Origin of the sequence: Natrinema salsiterrestre (genome assembly GCF_029502005.1) — an archaeon.
In the GTDB taxonomy this organism is placed as follows: Archaea; Halobacteriota; Halobacteria; order Halobacteriales; family Natrialbaceae; genus Natrinema; species Natrinema salsiterrestre.
The window spans coordinates 440059-456424 of sequence record NZ_JAMQOT010000003.1 but is presented as its reverse complement, the minus strand read 5'-3'; the positions used below and the strand labels follow the sequence as shown (position 1 = coordinate 456424).

The 16366-nt window shown below is 63.5% G+C and carries 16 protein-coding genes and 1 tRNA gene; 7 read left to right on the top strand and 10 right to left on the bottom strand.

Translation table 11 applies throughout. The annotated features are described in order from the left end of the window. Positions 1–130: 130 nt before the first annotated feature. Positions 131–1468 (top strand): aminomethyl-transferring glycine dehydrogenase subunit GcvPA, encoded by a 1338-nt coding sequence (gene gcvPA / locus NDI89_RS11730; protein ID WP_277521784.1) that lies wholly within the window; start codon positions 131–133, stop codon positions 1466–1468. After that, complete coding sequence (gene gcvPB, locus NDI89_RS11725; RefSeq protein WP_277521782.1) at positions 1465–2964, top strand: aminomethyl-transferring glycine dehydrogenase subunit GcvPB; 1500 nt, start codon at positions 1465–1467, stop codon at positions 2962–2964. Before gcvPA ends, gcvPB begins: the two co-directional genes overlap by 4 nt. Before the next feature lie 51 nt (positions 2965–3015). On the opposite strand, the gene NDI89_RS11720 is transcribed toward gcvPB, so the two are convergent. Then, positions 3016–3393 (bottom strand): hypothetical protein, encoded by a 378-nt coding sequence (locus NDI89_RS11720; protein WP_277521780.1) that lies wholly within the window; start codon positions 3391–3393, stop codon positions 3016–3018. Positions 3394–3551: 158 nt separating this feature from the next. Then, on the bottom strand, positions 3552–3728 hold the full coding sequence (locus tag NDI89_RS11715) for a DUF7838 family putative zinc beta-ribbon protein (protein ID WP_277521778.1): 177 nt from the start codon (positions 3726–3728) through the stop codon (positions 3552–3554). Between the two features lie 133 nt (positions 3729–3861). Here NDI89_RS11715 and NDI89_RS11710 point away from each other — a divergent pair, with 133 nt between their 5' ends. Further along, on the top strand, positions 3862–4395 hold the full coding sequence (locus NDI89_RS11710; protein ID WP_277521776.1) for a cob(I)yrinic acid a,c-diamide adenosyltransferase: 534 nt from the start codon (positions 3862–3864) through the stop codon (positions 4393–4395). A gap of 126 nt (positions 4396–4521) precedes the next feature. On the opposite strand, the gene NDI89_RS11705 is transcribed toward NDI89_RS11710, so the two are convergent. Both NDI89_RS11705 and NDI89_RS11700 read right to left on the bottom strand, forming a co-directional pair. Further along, entirely contained in the window at positions 4522–4710 is a 189-nt protein-coding gene (locus NDI89_RS11705; protein ID WP_277521774.1) for a hypothetical protein, read from the bottom strand. A 156-nt stretch (positions 4711–4866) separates the two neighbouring features. Then, a complete protein-coding gene (locus NDI89_RS11700; protein WP_277521772.1) occupies positions 4867–5283 on the bottom strand; it encodes a DoxX family protein in 417 nt (138 codons plus the stop codon). A gap of 378 nt (positions 5284–5661) precedes the next feature. On the opposite strand from NDI89_RS11700, the gene NDI89_RS11695 reads away from it, so the two are divergent. The 3 genes from NDI89_RS11695 to NDI89_RS11685 all read left to right on the top strand — a co-directional run bounded on the left by NDI89_RS11695 (position 5662) and on the right by NDI89_RS11685 (position 7077). Beyond that, positions 5662–5937 carry a DUF7553 family protein gene (locus NDI89_RS11695; RefSeq protein WP_277521770.1) on the top strand — a complete coding sequence of 92 codons (276 nt, stop codon included), beginning with the start codon at positions 5662–5664 and terminating at the stop codon, positions 5935–5937. A 40-nt stretch (positions 5938–5977) separates the two neighbouring features. Continuing rightward, positions 5978–6052 (top strand) — tRNA-Val (locus tag NDI89_RS11690). Between the two features lie 884 nt (positions 6053–6936). After that, positions 6937–7077 (top strand): hypothetical protein, encoded by a 141-nt coding sequence (locus tag NDI89_RS11685; protein ID WP_277521768.1) that lies wholly within the window; start codon positions 6937–6939, stop codon positions 7075–7077. A gap of 81 nt (positions 7078–7158) precedes the next feature. Here NDI89_RS11685 and NDI89_RS11680 read toward each other — a convergent pair whose 3' ends face one another. The 3 genes from NDI89_RS11680 to NDI89_RS11670 all read right to left on the bottom strand — a co-directional run bounded on the left by NDI89_RS11680 (position 7159) and on the right by NDI89_RS11670 (position 9471). Continuing rightward, entirely contained in the window at positions 7159–7575 is a 417-nt protein-coding gene (locus NDI89_RS11680; RefSeq protein WP_277521767.1) for a hypothetical protein, read from the bottom strand. Between the two features lie 76 nt (positions 7576–7651). Beyond that, the gene (locus NDI89_RS11675) at positions 7652–8863 is read right to left on the bottom strand and encodes a helix-hairpin-helix domain-containing protein (protein ID WP_277521765.1); all 1212 of its coding nucleotides are present in this window, start codon (positions 8861–8863) and stop codon (positions 7652–7654) included. Further along, positions 8803–9471 (bottom strand): hypothetical protein, encoded by a 669-nt coding sequence (locus NDI89_RS11670; RefSeq protein WP_277521763.1) that lies wholly within the window; start codon positions 9469–9471, stop codon positions 8803–8805. The genes NDI89_RS11675 and NDI89_RS11670 overlap by 61 nt, the downstream gene beginning before the upstream one ends. A gap of 268 nt (positions 9472–9739) precedes the next feature. Here NDI89_RS11670 and NDI89_RS11665 point away from each other — a divergent pair, with 268 nt between their 5' ends. Continuing rightward, positions 9740–11197: an MATE family efflux transporter gene (locus NDI89_RS11665; protein ID WP_277521837.1), complete on the top strand. Its 1458-nt coding sequence runs from the start codon at positions 9740–9742 to the stop codon at positions 11195–11197. 552 nt (positions 11198–11749) lie between these two features. On the opposite strand, the gene NDI89_RS11660 is transcribed toward NDI89_RS11665, so the two are convergent. From NDI89_RS11660 to gfo6, 3 genes are all read right to left on the bottom strand, one after another. Further along, positions 11750–13705, bottom strand: coding sequence for an archaea-specific SMC-related protein (locus NDI89_RS11660; protein ID WP_277521762.1), 1956 nt, complete (start codon positions 13703–13705; stop codon positions 11750–11752). 62 nt (positions 13706–13767) lie between these two features. Beyond that, positions 13768–14394 (bottom strand): rod-determining factor RdfA, encoded by a 627-nt coding sequence (rdfA, locus tag NDI89_RS11655; RefSeq protein ID WP_277521761.1) that lies wholly within the window; start codon positions 14392–14394, stop codon positions 13768–13770. Positions 14395–15230: 836 nt separating this feature from the next. After that, positions 15231–16304 (bottom strand): D-xylose 1-dehydrogenase Gfo6, encoded by a 1074-nt coding sequence (gfo6, locus tag NDI89_RS11650; protein WP_277521760.1) that lies wholly within the window; start codon positions 16302–16304, stop codon positions 15231–15233. Between the last annotated feature and the right edge of the window lie 62 nt (positions 16305–16366).

The window sequence follows — 16366 nt, the reverse complement described above, 5'->3', positions numbered from 1 at the left end:
CCAACCACTCCGAAACGAGTGCGTTCATTACCCCCTGCCCATTAGACGTCAGTATCGTGTCTCGGATCGATCGCGGTAGCCGGCGCGGGTGGGGAGCGAACGGATGGATCGATCGAGACCACTGCTAATCATGCACGGATCACACGCAACGGGGAGTCCGTACGCTCCTCATACGGCGGAAGATCGCACGGCGATGCTCGATGCCGTCGGCGCGGCGACGGTCGACGATCTCTTCGACATCCCGTCGGACGTCCAGTTCGAGGGGAGTTTCGACATCGACGCGCGAACGGAACGAGAGACTCGACGACTGGTACGCTCGATTCTGGGTCGCAACGACGACCAGACCGAGCTACTCGGCCGCGGCCACTACGGATACTATATCCCGTCGCTGGTCGATCACCTCGCGGACCGCTCGGAGTTCCTCACGTCCTACACCCAGTACCAACCCGAGATCTCCCAGGGATTTCTGCAGGCCCTCTTCGAGTACCAGTCGCTGCTGGTCGAGCTGACCGGCCTCGAGGTCGCGAACTGTTCGATGTACGACGCCGCGACGGCGCTGGGCGAGGCCGCGACGCTGGCGGATCGGGTCCGCGACACCACGGGCCACCGCGTGCTCGTCCCCGACCTCCTGCGCGAGGAACGGCGGAGTACGCTGGCAAACTACGTTGCCGGAACCGATCTCGCAGTCGAGACCTATCCGGTCGACGACGGGAACGTGGATCTCGCAGGGCTCGAGGCGGCCGTCGACGAGGAGGTCGTCATGATCTACGCCGAGAACCCCACGGTTCGCGGGACGATCGAGGAGCACCTCGGCGCTGTCGGCGACATCGCCGACGATACCGACGCCCTCTTTGCGCTCGGCTCGGACCCGGTCGCCCTGTCGTTGCTCGAGCGGCCCGCGGACGTCGGTGTCGACGTCGTCGTCGGCGACGCGAGCGTCCTCGGTCTGCCGACGAGCTACGGGATGGGACTCGGCCTCTTCGCGACGCGCGAGGACTACCTCCGGCAGGTCCCCGGCCGACTGGTCGGGGCGAGCGAGGACGCGACCGATCGCCGGGCGTTCACGCTCACCCTCCAGACGCGCGAACAGCACATCAGACGGGAGCGCGCGACGAGTAACATCTGTACGAATCAGGCCTGGGTCGCGCTTCGAACCGCGATGCACGCCGCCGTTCTCGGCCCGAGCGGAATGGTCGACTTGGCGGAACGGGACGTCCGGCGAGCGCGGGATCTCGCGGAACGTCTCGACGACATCGTCGGCGTCAGCGCGCCGGTTCACGACCGATACCACCTCCGAGAGTTCGTCGCGCGCGTCGATCAACCGGCACGGGCCGTCGCCGACGACCTCGAGGACCTCGGCTTCGCGGTTCACGTCGTCGGCGATCACGAGATTCAGGTCTGCGTCGCCGGCGTGTCCGGCGATCGGCTCGATCGGTTCGCCGAGGCGCTCGAGGAGGTGGCGCGATGACCGACGACCCCGACGCCGCACAGTCGCGCTACGATCAGGCCCGATACGTCGAGGACGGCGAGTACGAGCCGCTGCTCTCGGAGAAGGATCAGACGCGGGTCGAGATCGGCGCTGCCAGTGATGCGGGAGACGACGACGGCACCTCGCCGCTCCCCGACGATCTGACGCGTGACGCGCTGGAGTTACCCGAACTCTCCGAACCGGAAGTCGCTCGTCACTACACGCGGCTCTCCCAGATGATCTACGGGATCGACAGCGGCCCGTACCCGCTGGGGTCGTGTACGATGAAGTACAACCCCAAGTTCACCGAGGACGTGGCCGCGCTCCCGTCGGCTGCCGTCCACCCCGACCGGTCGGAGGGGTCCGTTCAGGGCACCCTCGAGCTCCTGTATCGATTACAGGACTACCTCGCCCGAATCGGCGGGATGGACGCGGTGACACTGCAGCCGCCCGCGGGAGCAGCGGGCGAGTTCGTGGGTATTCGCGTCGCCGCGGCCTACCACGAGCACAACGGCGAGGGCCACCGCGACGAGGTCATCGTCCCCGAGAGCGCCCACGGGACCAACTTCGCGACTGCGGCGCTGGGCGGCTACGACGTCGTCTCCCTTCCGAGCGACGACGAGGGGCGGGTCGATCTCGACGCGCTCGAGGCCGCGCTGGGGGAGCAGACGGCAGCGCTCATGCTGACCAACCCGAACACGCTCGGGTTGTTCGAACGCGACATCGCGGAGATCGCCGAGATGGTCCACGACGTGGGCGGATTACTCTATTACGACGGGGCGAACCTGAACGCCCTGCTCGGCCGTGCCCGGCCGGGCGACATGGGCTTCGACGTGATGCACTACAACGTCCACAAGACGTTCGCGACGCCCCACGGCGGTGGCGGGCCCGGTGCGGGGCCGGTCGGCGTGGTCGAGAAGCTGGCACCGTTCCTGCCCGCACCTCGCGTTCGCGAACGCGAGGGGACGTCGAAGGCGGACGAACCCGTTTACGAACGCTTCGACCCCGAGCACACCATCGGCAAGGTCCACGGATTCGACGGTAACTGGCTGGTGTTGGTCAAAGCGTTCGCCTACATCGCACGCCTCGGCGACGCCGGCCTGTCGGACGCGAGCGCCTCCGCGGTGCTCAACGCGAACTACCTCGCGGAGCAGATCGAGTACGACGTGCCGTACGGTCCCTTCCACCACGAGTTCGTCGCCAGCGCCGGCGAGCAGGACGCGGCCGACGTGGCCAAGCGGATGCTCGACTACGGCGTCCACCCGCCGACGACCAAGTGGCCCGAGATCGTCCCAGAAGCCCTGATGACCGAACCGACCGAAGTCGAGAGCAAGGACACGCTCGACAGACTCGCCGCCGCGTTCAACGCCGTCGCCGCCGAGGACGACGATACACTCGCAGACGCACCCGAACGCACTACCGCACGCCGGATCGATCAGACGAGCGCCGCGCGGACGCCGCGGCTGTCGTGGCAGGCGCTCGAGGACGAGTCCTGACGGGAGTCTCCGACCCATGGTGTTTCGAGCCGGCGGGGAGAGACCGACGGACTATCGCTGCTCGATGCACTCGCTGGCCACTTCGACGCTTTCGGGCGTCACCCTGACCGTCCCATCGAAAAGCGCACAGGTATCGGCGTGCCAGGCGAGCTGGCCGCGCCAATCCTCACCTGAGACGGTTACTTCGTGACGCCCCTCCGTGCCTGCGATCACCTCGAACGCTCGGGCGACACCGCTATCGATTCGATCGGACGCGTCTTCGTACATCGTTCCCTCCTCGTCGCTGACCGTAATCCGAACCGTGATCTGGTCGGCGCGATCGTTTTGTACGGTGAGGTCGAGCCGACTACGCTTCGTGGTACCGAACGCTCCCGCACAGCCGGCCAGCGCGGTAGTCGCTGTCCCCGCGAGGAAGTAACGACGATTCATACCGCCTAGCGAGTAACACGCTACTTGAAACCCGTTCCTTCACCGCTACGGACGGCTCTCTCGTTCCGCACTCGTTCGAGGGAGATCGTCGGGACGTCGATGCAGATTCCGAATCGCCATTCCGTGAAAAGGGTCGATATCGGGGCTGGACGCCGGGTTTACGCGGTACTCGAGTCGACGGCGGTTCCGTTGTCGCCGATGCGGACGAATCCGTAATCGCAGTCCGGGCAGTGCCACTTGATCTTCTCGCCGAGGTGGAGCGTCGTGCTGGCGGCGCGGTAGAACGTCTTTTCGCCCCCGCAGTTGGGACACTCGTGGACGAGTTCCATAGCCATGCGCGGCCGTAGAGTGCGAAGCGATTTTAACATATTGGTTTCTGCGGCAGGCGGATCCGCGACCGAATCGCTGGCAACGGTCTGCGTTCCGGGTGACAGGGAAGTTAAGTATGCTCCCGCCGTCCCCCCATCCATGTCGATCTATACCGGCCGCGGCGACGACGGAGACACGGACCTCCGGGACATGACTCGCGTTTCGAAGGCGAGCCCACGGATCGAGGCTTACGGAACGGTCGACGAACTCAACGCCCTGATCGGAACCGTCCGACCGACTGACCACGACGACATTAACGAGCGGCTCTCGGCGATTCAGAACCACCTCCACGTCGTGCAAGCGGACTTCGCGAACCCCGATCCCGACGAGGACGACCCGGCGATCCGTCCCGAACACGTCGACGCCGTCGAGGACTGGATCGACGAGTACGACGAGGAACTCGAGCCCCTGACCTCGTTTATTCTCCCGACGGGCAGTGAACACGGAGCGGCGCTCCACCACTGCCGGACGGTCTGCCGGCGGGCGGAACGCCGAGCGGTCGCACTGGCCGCAGAGGAGCAGATCAACGAGGACGCAGTCCAGTACCTCAATCGGCTCTCGGACGGGCTATTTACGTTTGCCCGCGTCGTCAACGCTCGAGACGGCGAACCGGAGGAAGCACCCGATTACTAGGCCCGGACAGCCACCGACCCCAGTTCGTTCAAGTAGTTCGCCGGGAGCGGAGACTCCGCAGTGACCGTATCGAACCGGATATAACCCCATCCTCGTCGCGTATCGTCCCCGAGACTGCGAGGGGACTTACGCGTTCTCTGTTGGGGGCGGGAGTTCGACGGCGACGGGTTCGTGGCCCGTCTCCAGTCGGTGGTCGGTTCCGATTCGCATCGCTTCGTCACGACCCTCAGCCGATCGCTCGTACGAACAGCCGTCGCACTCCACGAGGAACCGCTTCGTTTCTCCGCGAACGGGGGCCGTCTCTTTCGTTGCCATAGCCCCCTTTCACTGACCGACCGCTTGAATCACACCCCAAACAAAATTGGATCGACGCTCGGTTCCGACCGACGTGACGGGGAACTGGTGGCTTCGAGCGTGGAAAACGAGGGTTTCACGACGATTCGATAGAAGCGACGCACAGCGGTAGCCAGTTTACAGTCCGATATTCAGCGCGTAACCCCAGGTCTCGCCCGCGAGAACCAACACGAGCAAGGAGGCGCCCAGCAGTTCGACGTTCTTGAGGAAGTGAGTCATCTCGTTTTGCTGTTGCTCCTCCGGGACTGCCCAGAAGTCGTGCATGAACGGCGTGACGGCGAGGAAGAACACCGCCAGCATCCCCGCGGCGATCACGGGGTAGACGCCGAGGACGATGCCGAGGCCGCCGAGGACGAGCATGACTCCCGACGCCACGACGCCGAACCGCGCCGCTGGGATGCCCTTCGATTCCGCGTAGCCGGCCAGCATGTCCGTCTGCATGAAGTGGTTCACTCCCTGAAAGACGAGGAGTCCGCCGAAGAGCAACCGACCGACGAGCAGCAGTACCGCACCGACTCCGCTCTCGAACGCCATCAGTTGCCCACCTCCGTTCTCGAGGCCGTTGTATGTCGTCCGTGAATCTCCTGGAATCGATCCGTCACCGCGAACCGCTTCTGTGGTTGCATTACGTTATCTGGTTCGTTCCCGTACCGGTTATATTCTCGCTAACGGGAGTGTTACCGGGTGAAACGCCGGTTATTTGCGGAATTCGGATGTCGCGTGTGATCACGAAGCACGGGAATATTCGATCGATGGGCCGCCATAGCGACCGGTCTTCGCTCGCTCTTGTTGTGGGGAGGCGGCATCCGGTGGTCGGACCCCGACGGAAGCCGCCCGTTTCGCGGACCGTCCGATTCTGTCGTCTACGAAAGGACTATATTCGCTGGATGCCTCTCTACGGAAGAGAATCAGATGAACAAACACTTCACAGACAGCCGCTACTACCTCGCCCGCGCCGCGGAACACGCCCGCCTCGGCGTTACTGACGCACTCGAGGCACCGACGACTCGCGTTCGAGCACTCTTCGGACGCGACGACCCGGATCCGGAACCCAGCCGGCTCGAGGGCGCGGTGGCAGACGCGACCGCACTCGAGCGCCGGGCGGTGGCGCACACCCGCGGAGCCGTCGATTCGGTGCAGAAGCGGCTCGTGGCTGGCCGCTCGAGCGAGTCCGACGGCGATCGGTGAAAGGAAGTCTTAAGTCGAACGCACAGGTAGCACCTCGTGCGGGTTGGTGATCTAGTCCGGTTATGATACCTCCTTCACACGGAGGAAGTCGGCAGTTCAAATCTGCCCCAACCCACTACTTCTGTCGCGAGCAAACCCGCGAGCAACAGGATCGTCACGTTGGGCAGATTTGAATCAGGGAGTGGAGCGGAGCGGAACGACCGTGGTTCAAATCTGCCCCAACCCACTTTTGCCGACACAACGACGAGGAGCCTAGCGACGAGTCCGTGTCGGCAAAAATAGTCAGTAGTTTGAACTAGACGAGTTGCAGCGGCCGAACGAAGTGAGAGCGACCGTCTCGACGTGGTTCAAATCTGCCCCAACCCACTACTGTTGTCACGAGGGGCGGGTTCGTAACGGGGAACAGATTTGAACTGGACGAGACGCGCGTAGTGGAGTGAAGAAGTCCGGCGAGACAACGATGCCGTATCACCACCTCCTGTGGTCATAGCAATCAAACGGCCTTGGGATGAATCGATAGGGAAACCGTACGCAATCATCACCGACCGGAGATCGCTCTGCCGTCACTCTCAACTTTTATCCGAGTAGGGACTGTACCGTGACCTGACAGAGAACGATTTCGGACGATCGGATTCCACCGCAGGCGACTGTGATTCGAATTCGAAGTGATCGTTCGAACGGCAACGCGCTGGAACGGCCCTCAAGGCGAGGCACTACCATATGTTCGGTAGAGAGTTAGGTTCAATTCCTAATTCCAGCTTGGACCGGATCGTCGCTCCGAGAGTGTGGATTGCCTGTATCTTATAGCAACCACGGTCCCTCCTATCACCTGAGTAGTGGTTCGAAATCGATTGCTCTTCGCTCGAGGACTCGAATACCTATCAGGCGAGGGCCTCAGCTATCGGCCCCTCGAAACCGGCATCGAAACCGACGTGCAGATACTACCCACAGGAGATCGGAGCGGGGAGGTTTAAGCCGACTGGGGTGGTAGCACCCAACATGGCATACCAGCTGCAGTGTGACAGCTGCGATTTCGACCGCAGGCACACGGACTGGGCCGACGCGAACAGGGATGCCAGCGACCACGAGGCCGAGTACGGCGATCACTGGGTGAGCATCGTCGATCTGCAGGAGGCCTGAGTACGACCGTTCGTGTCGAGCGGGACGTCTCGAGGCCGTCCTCAGCGCGCGAACAGCCTCGTGATCCCGAGCGGCGACCGCTTACGGCGACTCGAGATCGGTCCGGTCGCCGAGATGTGCCGCCACGATAGCGGTGTGAACCGTTCGGCTGTCCGCGTCCTGAATCGTCGCGGCAGCCTGAAATCGCTCGCGGGCACGCGTCACCGTCCGCGGATCGGCGGCGAGATGTGCGAGAACGAACGCGTCGTCGTCGACTCGCCGAGCGGCGTCGAAATCCGCCTCGTCGTAGCGGTCTGCGAACGCCGTGACGAGGTCCGAAACGAGTTGATCGGTCGCCTCGGCGCCGGGATCGCCCGCTGGAACCCCGGAGTCGGACGTCTCGAAGTAAGTGTCGTACTCGACGACGCCGGCCTCTTCGTAGAGGAAGTCCGCGAGCGAGTCGTAGACGTCCTCCGAGAGGTAGACGCCGAACAGTTTGTATCGATCAGGGCTGGTCATTGCGGGAGGGTTCGTGGTACTACGCTCCTACGGAGCCTCTCGAATATAATAAATCTGGGCGCATCGGTACCGATAGTCACTCCACAGCGGCCGGACACCGATCGAATCCGATTTCGGATCGCGGGTTCCACTGACGGCATGACCGGTCTTCCGTCTCGACCCGTTCGATCCAGCTCTTCGCGCGCTTCTCGGTGACGCCGGCGGCCTCGGCGACGGTATCGCTGTTCGCCCGGGCGAGGTCGTCGAGCGACGTAATATCCGCATCCGTGAGGCGCTTGCGAGACATCCTATCGAGCCCGTCGACGAACTCGAGCGGGAGGGACGTCGGGTCGGCGTCGGACACCAGTTGTTCGCGCCCTTGCTCGAGTTCGTCGCGTCGGTCACCGAGTCCGGGGTCAGTCTCCCCGCGCCCCGAGCCGGATATCGCGGTGACGAGTTCGAACGGCGCGCTGGTCGCTCTCTCGACCAGCTTCAGCTGCTGGCGCTGCAGTGCCAACCCCCCGGACAGTGCGCCGACGGCAATCCGCCGCTGGGCTTCGACCCCGTGCTGGACGGTTCGGGTTCCGGATTCGAGCGCCGCTCGCTGGCCGGCGAACAGTGCCGAAACCGGTGTGGGTCGATGACGTCCGTCCATCGCTGTGAGTTCGTCCGGTGCTGTCTCTTCGGCCGCGACACGGTCGGACTCGATCTCACGGTTACAGACCGTCGTTCTCTCGTGCTCACTGCCCGTGTCGGCGGACCGACGATCGATATCGCGGTCATCGGTGGCGATTCGGCGATCGGCCGTTTCGACGCCGTTCCCGACGTCGGTGCGTTGACCCTCGATGGTGTCGGGATCGATGTCGGGACCCAGCGCCCGATCGATCGTCGTCGCTGATTCGTGATCCACGCTCGAGTCTCCTTCGTCGGGTGCGACGCTCGCTTCGCCGCCCGTCCTCGCGTCGACAGTGACCGTCTCGGATTCGCCCGGTTCCTCGAGTGGCTCGATATCGGTCCCCGTGTGTAGTTCGTCCGCCAGATTAGCGTCCTCAGACGAACGCCGTTCGTCGGCGTCCACTCCGTCGCTGACGTCCTCGAGTGACGTGCTGTCGATGCGTCCGATCGACTCGTCGCTCGAGGTCGATGACCCGTTCTCAGTCGTCTTCCGCTCGTCTCCGGTCTCTTCGGGCGATGTGGCTTCATCGGGTGTGTTCCCTTCGGGAGTCCGGGTGTGGTCCATCGAGTCGGTCAGTTCCCCCGCCGTCTCTTCGGGCCGCGGTCCCATCTCGAGAGTAACGTCGTCACCCATCTCGAGGTCATCACTCGTGCTGGTTCCGTCGAGCGCGGAGGACCCTTCGGGGTGTTCCAGCGCCCCGGAACCGACGGTTTCGTCGGTTTACTCGCAGCCTGATCGGCCTCTCGGTTTTCGGGTTCGGGTGAATCGTCGCCGACTTTCGCGCGAATAGAGTCGGTTTCCGTACCGCCTTCGTCGGCTTCCGCTGCCGGGTGGCGCTTTTCGGACGGCTCCGGTTCGTCGGCACTGTCCGTCTCTCTATCCGCGTCCACTGCTGTGAACGGCTCCGTCTCGTCGCGGCTTCGCCTCGCATCGAACCCTACATCGAACGTCTCGGGACTGGGGTCTCGTTCGCCGATTGCGGCCCGCATGGCCGCGACGTCGAGGTCAGACTCGAGCCGGACCGTATCGTCGGACACCGTTTCGATCGCGTCCTCGTGAATCACCAGCGTCTCGTCGTGTGTTCGTTTCCAGCCGAGAGCCGCCTTGACCGACGCGATCACTCCGGGGTTCGGTTCGACGCTGACGGTATCACCCCGCGTTTCAATGATCCGACCGAATACCTCTCCGGTCTCGTTCTCGACCGGTTTTCCGACGTCCGCGTTCGAAAATCGTCCACTCACACCGGAGGGTGCGCCGGTACGGGCCAAGCCAGTGGTGCCTGCACCCGCGCCACCGGTTCGTAGCAAACGGCCGAGATTTCGACTGCTCTCGCTCGGGCGCCCGGTAGCCCGGCGACGGGCTCGTCTCCTGTCGAGCTGTCGTAATATCTGAATCGATCGTTCCCTATCGCCCGTGAGACGGCCTATCGAACTACATCGATAATGATAAAACGGTGATGTATAAAGCGTTTTAGCGCTGAATCCTGTACGGGAGATCGTGGCTTCTCGAGTGCCGAATCCGTTCCGCTGGCTCCTGCTGTCGATCGGGTATCTGCTCGCGCGGGTCGGTCTCATCGACTCGGACCGCGCCGAGCGGACCACCGACCTCGCCTGGCCGCGGATCGTGACCGGCATCGCCCGGATGTCCAAGTCCGCGGCGGACGTGGCGATGGTCGGGATCGCCCTCGGTCCGGCAGCGATCGCTGGGGTGGGCTTCGCGACGCCCTTCTGGGCGATCGCGTTCGGTATCGGCGGCGGGATCGCCGGGGCGACGATCAGTCTGGTCTCCCAGCGATACAGCGTCCGGGCGACCGAGGAGCTGTCGCGTGCGGTGACGACCAGTGCGCTCGTCGTCGTCGCGGTCACCGTTCCGCTCGCGGTCCTCTACTGGACCGTTCCCGAACGACTGATCTCGCTCGTCGGGAACGACGGAACGTCGCTCGCGTACGGCGGGGACTACCTTCGAGTCGTCGCCCTCGGCGTTCCCTTCGCCGCGCTGAACCTGATCGGAAGCCGAACCCTCGTCGGTGCCGACGACGCGTGGACACCCATGGTACTCCGAGCGGGGGGCGCCGTCGTCAATATCGCCGTCAACGCCGTCTTGCTGTTCGTCCTCGAGTGGGGCGTGGTCGGTGCGGCGATCGGAACGGTACTGGCGAACGTCCTGGTACTGACGGCGTTCGTCACCGGGTTCGCGTTCGGGCGGTTACCCCTGATCGGCGAGTTTCCGGTTCGCGTCCGCTTCGCTCGGCCGTACACGACCCTCGAGGACGTCCGGAACGTGATCGATATCGGGACGCCGCTGGTGTTTACGAACGTCGCTCGGCGGGCCGCCCAGTTTCCGATGCTCGCCATCGTCGCGCTGTTCGGTCCGAACGTAGTGGCCGCATACGTCATCGCGCGGCGCGTTCGGGATCTGATGGATACGCCCGGCTGGGGGTTTTCGCTCGCGTCCAGTAGTCTGGTGGGACAGGAACTCGGAACCGGCGACGAAGGGGACGCTGACACGTACGGCTACGAAGTGCTCTGGTTCGGGACCGCCGTGTATCTCTTCGCTGCGACCGTCGTGCTCGTCTTCGCCGGACAGGTCGGAAGCCTCTTCGTCGACGATCCGTCTGTCCGGCCGCTCGTGACGACGTTCATTGTCGTCGCCTGCGCGAGCGTCGTCTTCCGCGGCGTGAGCGGCGGCGCGACCGGACCGCTCCGCGCGAGCGGCGACACGCGCTGGCCGTTCTACGGCCAGCTACTCGGGCTATACGTGTTCGCACTCCCCGTCGCTGCGCTCGGTGCGATCGCGGTCCCGGTACCGTTCCTCGAGGCGGTCACGCCCCTCGGAATCGGTGCGCTCTACGCGGCACTGATCCTCGAGACGCTCGTTCCTGCCGCCGTCACGTACTACCGGTTCGCCGCCGGCCACTGGAAGGTCATCAGTCGCGGCTATCGACCCGACCCCGCACCCGGCGATTAAACCGTCGTCTCACAACGATCGGTAGGGAAATCGTCACGGGTAGACTCCGAACCGAATCCGCTAGCCGTCGATATCCGAGAGCGAAAACACAGCACACATATCCAAATATTACAGTACTCTCTGAGCAGACATGTCCTGATAACTAGCGAATTACTATCGATCAGTTCCAGAGAGACGCTCGTCGCTTGCTGGCGGTATTTCTCACAGCGGATGTGAGGAAGCGGGCCGATATTCGCTTCGAAAGATCGAACCCGACAAAATCACTGTCTCGCTTGAACCCGTCCGTGACCGATCCGCTCGACGAACGCTATTAGCCCGATTAATGCGGCGAGCAGTCGCATGTCACCGAATTCGATTTCGGACACGGACGAGATGTCCTTCGAACGGTCGCCGCTCTGTATTACTATCACTTCCCAAATACGAGGCGATTTACGTACTATTGTGGATAGGAAATGGGAGACGGTGGGTGGCGAGAACGACCTTCGTCGACCCGGTCGCCCTCCGGGCCGGAACCGACCGGTCGAACAGGGGGACGAGTCACAATCGCGCCGGCTAGATCTGCTCGACGTACGTGTACGAATCGGCGAGCGCTTCGGCGTCCTCCCGAAGCAGGGCGACGACGAGACAGTCGACGTACTCTTCGAAGTACTCCACGAGGTCGGCGATCCGGTTCGAGTCGATCGCCTCGAGCGAATCCAGCAGCATGAACGGGACGACCTTGTAGACGTCGTGGACCAGATACCCGGCAAGCGCGAAGACCAGTCCCGTGACCTCCCGTTCGCTCTCCGAGAGGTGGTCGACGGTGTCCTCGTAGGTTCGCCCGTCCTCGGTCGTCCGAACGATGTGCAGGTCGAACGCGGTCCGCGAAACCTTTCGACGCCCCTCGCGGACCGTCGTCTCGCGACGTTCGATCCAGATCCGATCGATGTTCCGGTACTCGAGGATCGAGAGGATCGAGTCCATGTGTTCGTTGAAGGCATCGACGGCATTCTCCTCGATCCGGTCGACGCGGGTTCTGAGATCGGTCAGCTCGTCCTCGACGGTTTCACGCCGCCCGGCGAGTTCGTCCCGTTCCTCGATCTGCCCCTCGATTTCGTCGATCCGGGCCTGTACCTCGTCGCGTTCCGCCTCGAGGTTCTCCCGTTCGAGTTCGAGTCGGTTCTGCTCGCGGTGGGTCTCGATGACATCGCCGTATTCCGCGTTTTCGAACGTTTCGGCGTCCGATTCGAGGTCGTCGACGCGAGCCTGCTGGTCTTCGAGGTCAGCCTCGAGGTCCTCGATCCGCTGGGCCCGTCGCTCGAGTTCGTCGTCGATCGCCTCGAGTCGCGTCTCGATCTCCCCGCGTTTCTGGGACCGCTCGCGGAGCTCCTTCCGCCGAGTCGCGAGCTCGTCGATCCGTTCCTGTAGCTCGCTTCGTTCGTCGAGTTTCCGTTGCCGGAGCGATCGCAATCGATCGATCGTCGTCTCGACCCGTTCGCGATCGACCTGGGAGCCACACGTCCAGCAAATCACGTCGTCGGAGTCCGCGAGGAGTTGCTCGGTGATGTCGTCGTCGGTCTCGCCGTCGGACTCGACCGTCTCCTCGAGATCGAGTTCGAACCCGTCCTCGGCGAGTCGCTCCTCGTTGAACCGGATCACGCTCTGGAGCTCGCTGACGGTCGTATCGAGCGACCGCTTCCGGGCGCGAAGCTCCTGTACTCGGCCTTCGAGCCGGTCCGGCGACTCCTGCTCGTCGCCGAACGCCTCGAGCTCTTGCTCGAGCTCGTCGCGTTCCCCCTCCAGTTCGGTGTAGCTCTCCCGCTCGGTCTCGAGGTCGTACTCGATGGATTCGAGCTCGGTGCGGGCTTCCTGGAGGTCGGCGAACGCCGATTCGATCTCGTCTTTGCGGGCGCGACTCGCCTCGACGTCGAGATCGAACGCCTCGAGTTCGGTTTCAAGGGCGTCGATCCGCTCGGTTTTCGTCTCGATCTCGTCTTCGAGCGCGACGCGATCCTCCTCGAGATCGGGGAGTTCGGTATCGAGCCGTGCGAGCTCCTCGAGGCGGTCGTCTAACTCCCGCTTTTCGGCCTCGAGGCTGCTGATTTCGGCCTCGATCTCGTCCGTATCGATGGGGCGCATGATGAGTTCGCGGAGATCGTCGCCGGCCCTGACGGCCCGGCGCGCCTCGTTCGACTCGAGCAGGAACGCGAAGAGATCCGCGAGCTCCGGGTTCTCGAGGTACGGATCGCCGTCGAAGACGACCTCACCGTTGCGTCGCTCGAGGGATCGCGTATACCGTTCGTCGTCGAACGTCAATTCGACGGAACCGGTGTCCGCGTCGCCTTTCAGCGACGACCGTCGGCTTCCCAGCGCCGCCATGATGGTCTGGAGAAACGACGTCCGGTTCGTCGCGTTTCGGCCAGTCAGGACGTTCACGCCGGGCTCGAGCCGAACCTCGGTGCTGTCGATGCCCCCGATATTCTCCGCCTGAACGGTGATCGACGAGGTGACTGACTCTTGAGATGACACGACGGTCCCTTCATGCCGCTCAAATAAATGTTGTTTGGTTACAGCCGGCTTCCGCGACTGAATCACGTTGCGTCGCTCTCGTCACAATCGCAGCCCCGCTGTTCGAGCAGGTCGGCGACCGGATAGTCGGCCCCACAGTTCCCACAGATCGCGCGGACGTCGACGAACACGTCGTACTCTCGGTCCGCGATCTCGCCTGCGTTGCTCAGCTCTTCGAGTGTAGACTCTGTGATGACTTGGGTGCGTCCGCCGAGTCGCTGGACGGTCTCTTTCTTTCGGTCGATGCGGTCTCCGGTGTCTTCCTCGGGGAGGGAGGCATCGCGAACGTTCGTGAGATACGTGTAAATAGTCTGGTGGGTAACGAAGTCCGAACGGACGTCGTCGATGTCGACCCCGGAGCGCTCGAGCTCGCGACGTTTCCGGACTGCATCGGACCGCGACACGTCGTCGTCCGTCAATATTCGGTAGAGGGATTCGATATCGGTTTCGAGGACGGACGTTCCCGCGTCGCGAACGGCCGCGCGAAGGACGGCCTGATTGAACGCGGTCGCGAGGTCGCGAAGGCTCGTTCGCTCCGTCTCGTCACCGATCCACTCCGCTTCCAGTCGAGGACCCCACTCCTCGAGTCCGTACTGGTCCATCACGCGCTCGACCTTGGTTCGTCGCCCGCCACTCGAATCGTCTGTCATACTGGTTGTCACTGATGCCCGTCGTACAAATGTTGTGGTTGACGCCACTTTCGGCGGGGGGATCGGAACGCAGACACCGTGACGACCGGATTACTCGGAACCGGTTCTCTACAGGTCCGGTTGTCTGTTCTCGACCACTGACGTCCGTCTCGAGACGTAGTCGGGAGGAATCGGGTCCGTTATTTCGACGAATCATCTCCGTTTCGCAGTGATGAACCGAGGCAGCTCGTCACAGCGGCCCGACCGATTTCGAATACTAGTCCGGCAGCAATACATTCACACAGATGCTATAATATTTATCCTTCGACGTCACGGATGTCCTCCGCTGGCTCGGCTGTCGTTGTCCCCGGTGGAGAGCACGAGCGAATACCGTCGGGAGGGCTCGGCGCTCGACAGTTTCTATGACATAACTATGCTTGTAAACCATCAGGAGCCCCATTGCGGTTGGCGGGTCGCGGTCGGCCCGCGGGGAGTGGCCCGTCGGCGGAGCGAGGGCGGAGCAGGGACCGATGTGAGAAAGCGGTCACGCACGAACGGATTCTACAGAACACGCAGTGAAAGGCCGGTCAGAAGTTCCCGGCGATCCGCTGTCGGAAGCACCTCGCCACCGGCTATCAGTGCCTTTCTCGAGCAGACCGGCGCACGTTCTCGTACCAATAGGTCGGTGAACGGCGGAAAAGGGATACGTTCCGACGACGGCGACTCGTCCGATCGCGCTTGACAGACAAGCCGATCAAAACCCGTCGATTGCGCGGTTCGGTCACGTACGGTCGAACGTCGCTCAGTCGCTGCGGGAGAGCCGTCCGACCGGTGACCACGTCCGCGAGACCGCACACTCACTCGAGGGCGACCGGCTCACCCCGCTCGGCGGACTCGTGGAGCGCTTCGATGATCCGCATGTCCTGCAGGCCGTGTCGCCCGTCGGGATATATCTCCTCGTCGCCCAGCACTCGGTCGGCGAAGTAGTCGAACTCCTCTTCCATCTCGCGTTCGGCGTCGAAACTGTCGTGCTCGACCGTGACGGAGACGTCTCCCCGCGAGCAGTGCAGCGAGCACTCCCCGTGGAAGGCGGGCCGAAGTTCGATCTGCCCCTCCGTCCCCGTAATCTTCAGGTGGGTGTCCTCGTGGGCGTTCTGACTCGCGGTCGAAATCATCTGAACGTCGTCCTCGAAGACGAACAGCGACGAAGCGCGTTCGTCGGCCACGTCGGCGAAGGCCTCGTGGGTCGAGGCCATTTCGGACTGGACGCTCACGGGCTCGCGCCGGAGCAGGTACCGGGCCGTGTTGATCGAGTAAATGCCCAGATCCATGACCGAAGTCCCGTACCCGCTCAGGTCGGGGTCGAGCCGCCACTGGTCCGGATCGGGGATCATCTCGAGGAGGGGCTGACTGTTGTGCCCGTAGACGGACACCGGGTCGCCGACGAAGCCGTCCGCGATCAGTTCGCGCGCTCGCTGAACGGCCGGATCGGTCTGCATGCGATAGGCGATCATCAGGGGCACGTCCGCCGCCTCGCAGCGCTCGACCATCGTCTCGGCGCGGTCGACGGTCGCCTCCATCGGTTTCTCGCAGAGAACCGCCTTGTCCAGCTCGGCGGCGCTCTCGACGTACTCGAGGTGATAGGCGTTGGGCGTCCCGACGTAGACGGCGTCGTACTCGTCGCTGGCCGCGCCGTCGTGGAACTCGTCGTAACCGATTCCGCGTGCGACGTCGTTCTCGTCGGCGAGTCGCGCCGCCTTCTCGGTCGAGCTACTGACGAGAACGGACACCTCGCCCAGGTCCGACGACTCGATAGCCGGCAGTGCGACGTCGATCGTCCACCAGCCCAGGCCGATCAGGGCGTATCGTACGGTCCCGCTTTCGGTCGTCTGCCACGTCCGTTCCTCGTAGCCGTCGAGCCACTCTCGCATGGCCTGGGTTACCTCCCGATTTGATAAAAAACGACCGATGGCCGCGGAGACCACAGCTAGCA

What these genes read in the sequence shown, in the direction of transcription:
- gcvPA (WP_277521784.1), top strand. Translation starts at nt 131, where the DNA reads ATGCACGGATCACACGCAACGGGGAGTCCGTACGCTCCTCATACGGCG.
- gcvPB (WP_277521782.1), top strand. Translation starts at nt 1,465, where the DNA reads ATGACCGACGACCCCGACGCCGCACAGTCGCGCTACGATCAGGCCCGA.
- NDI89_RS11720 (WP_277521780.1), bottom strand. Translation starts at nt 3,393, where the DNA reads ATGAATCGTCGTTACTTCCTCGCGGGGACAGCGACTACCGCGCTGGCC.
- NDI89_RS11715 (WP_277521778.1), bottom strand. Translation starts at nt 3,728, where the DNA reads ATGGCTATGGAACTCGTCCACGAGTGTCCCAACTGCGGGGGCGAAAAG.
- NDI89_RS11710 (WP_277521776.1), top strand. Translation starts at nt 3,862, where the DNA reads ATGTCGATCTATACCGGCCGCGGCGACGACGGAGACACGGACCTCCGG.
- NDI89_RS11705 (WP_277521774.1), bottom strand. Translation starts at nt 4,710, where the DNA reads ATGGCAACGAAAGAGACGGCCCCCGTTCGCGGAGAAACGAAGCGGTTC.
- NDI89_RS11700 (WP_277521772.1), bottom strand. Translation starts at nt 5,283, where the DNA reads ATGGCGTTCGAGAGCGGAGTCGGTGCGGTACTGCTGCTCGTCGGTCGG.
- NDI89_RS11695 (WP_277521770.1), top strand. Translation starts at nt 5,662, where the DNA reads ATGAACAAACACTTCACAGACAGCCGCTACTACCTCGCCCGCGCCGCG.
- NDI89_RS11685 (WP_277521768.1), top strand. Translation starts at nt 6,937, where the DNA reads ATGGCATACCAGCTGCAGTGTGACAGCTGCGATTTCGACCGCAGGCAC.
- NDI89_RS11680 (WP_277521767.1), bottom strand. Translation starts at nt 7,575, where the DNA reads ATGACCAGCCCTGATCGATACAAACTGTTCGGCGTCTACCTCTCGGAG.
- NDI89_RS11675 (WP_277521765.1), bottom strand. Translation starts at nt 8,863, where the DNA reads ATGGGTGACGACGTTACTCTCGAGATGGGACCGCGGCCCGAAGAGACG.
- rdfA (WP_277521761.1), bottom strand. Translation starts at nt 14,394, where the DNA reads ATGACAGACGATTCGAGTGGCGGGCGACGAACCAAGGTCGAGCGCGTG.
- gfo6 (WP_277521760.1), bottom strand. Translation starts at nt 16,304, where the DNA reads ATGCGAGAGTGGCTCGACGGCTACGAGGAACGGACGTGGCAGACGACC.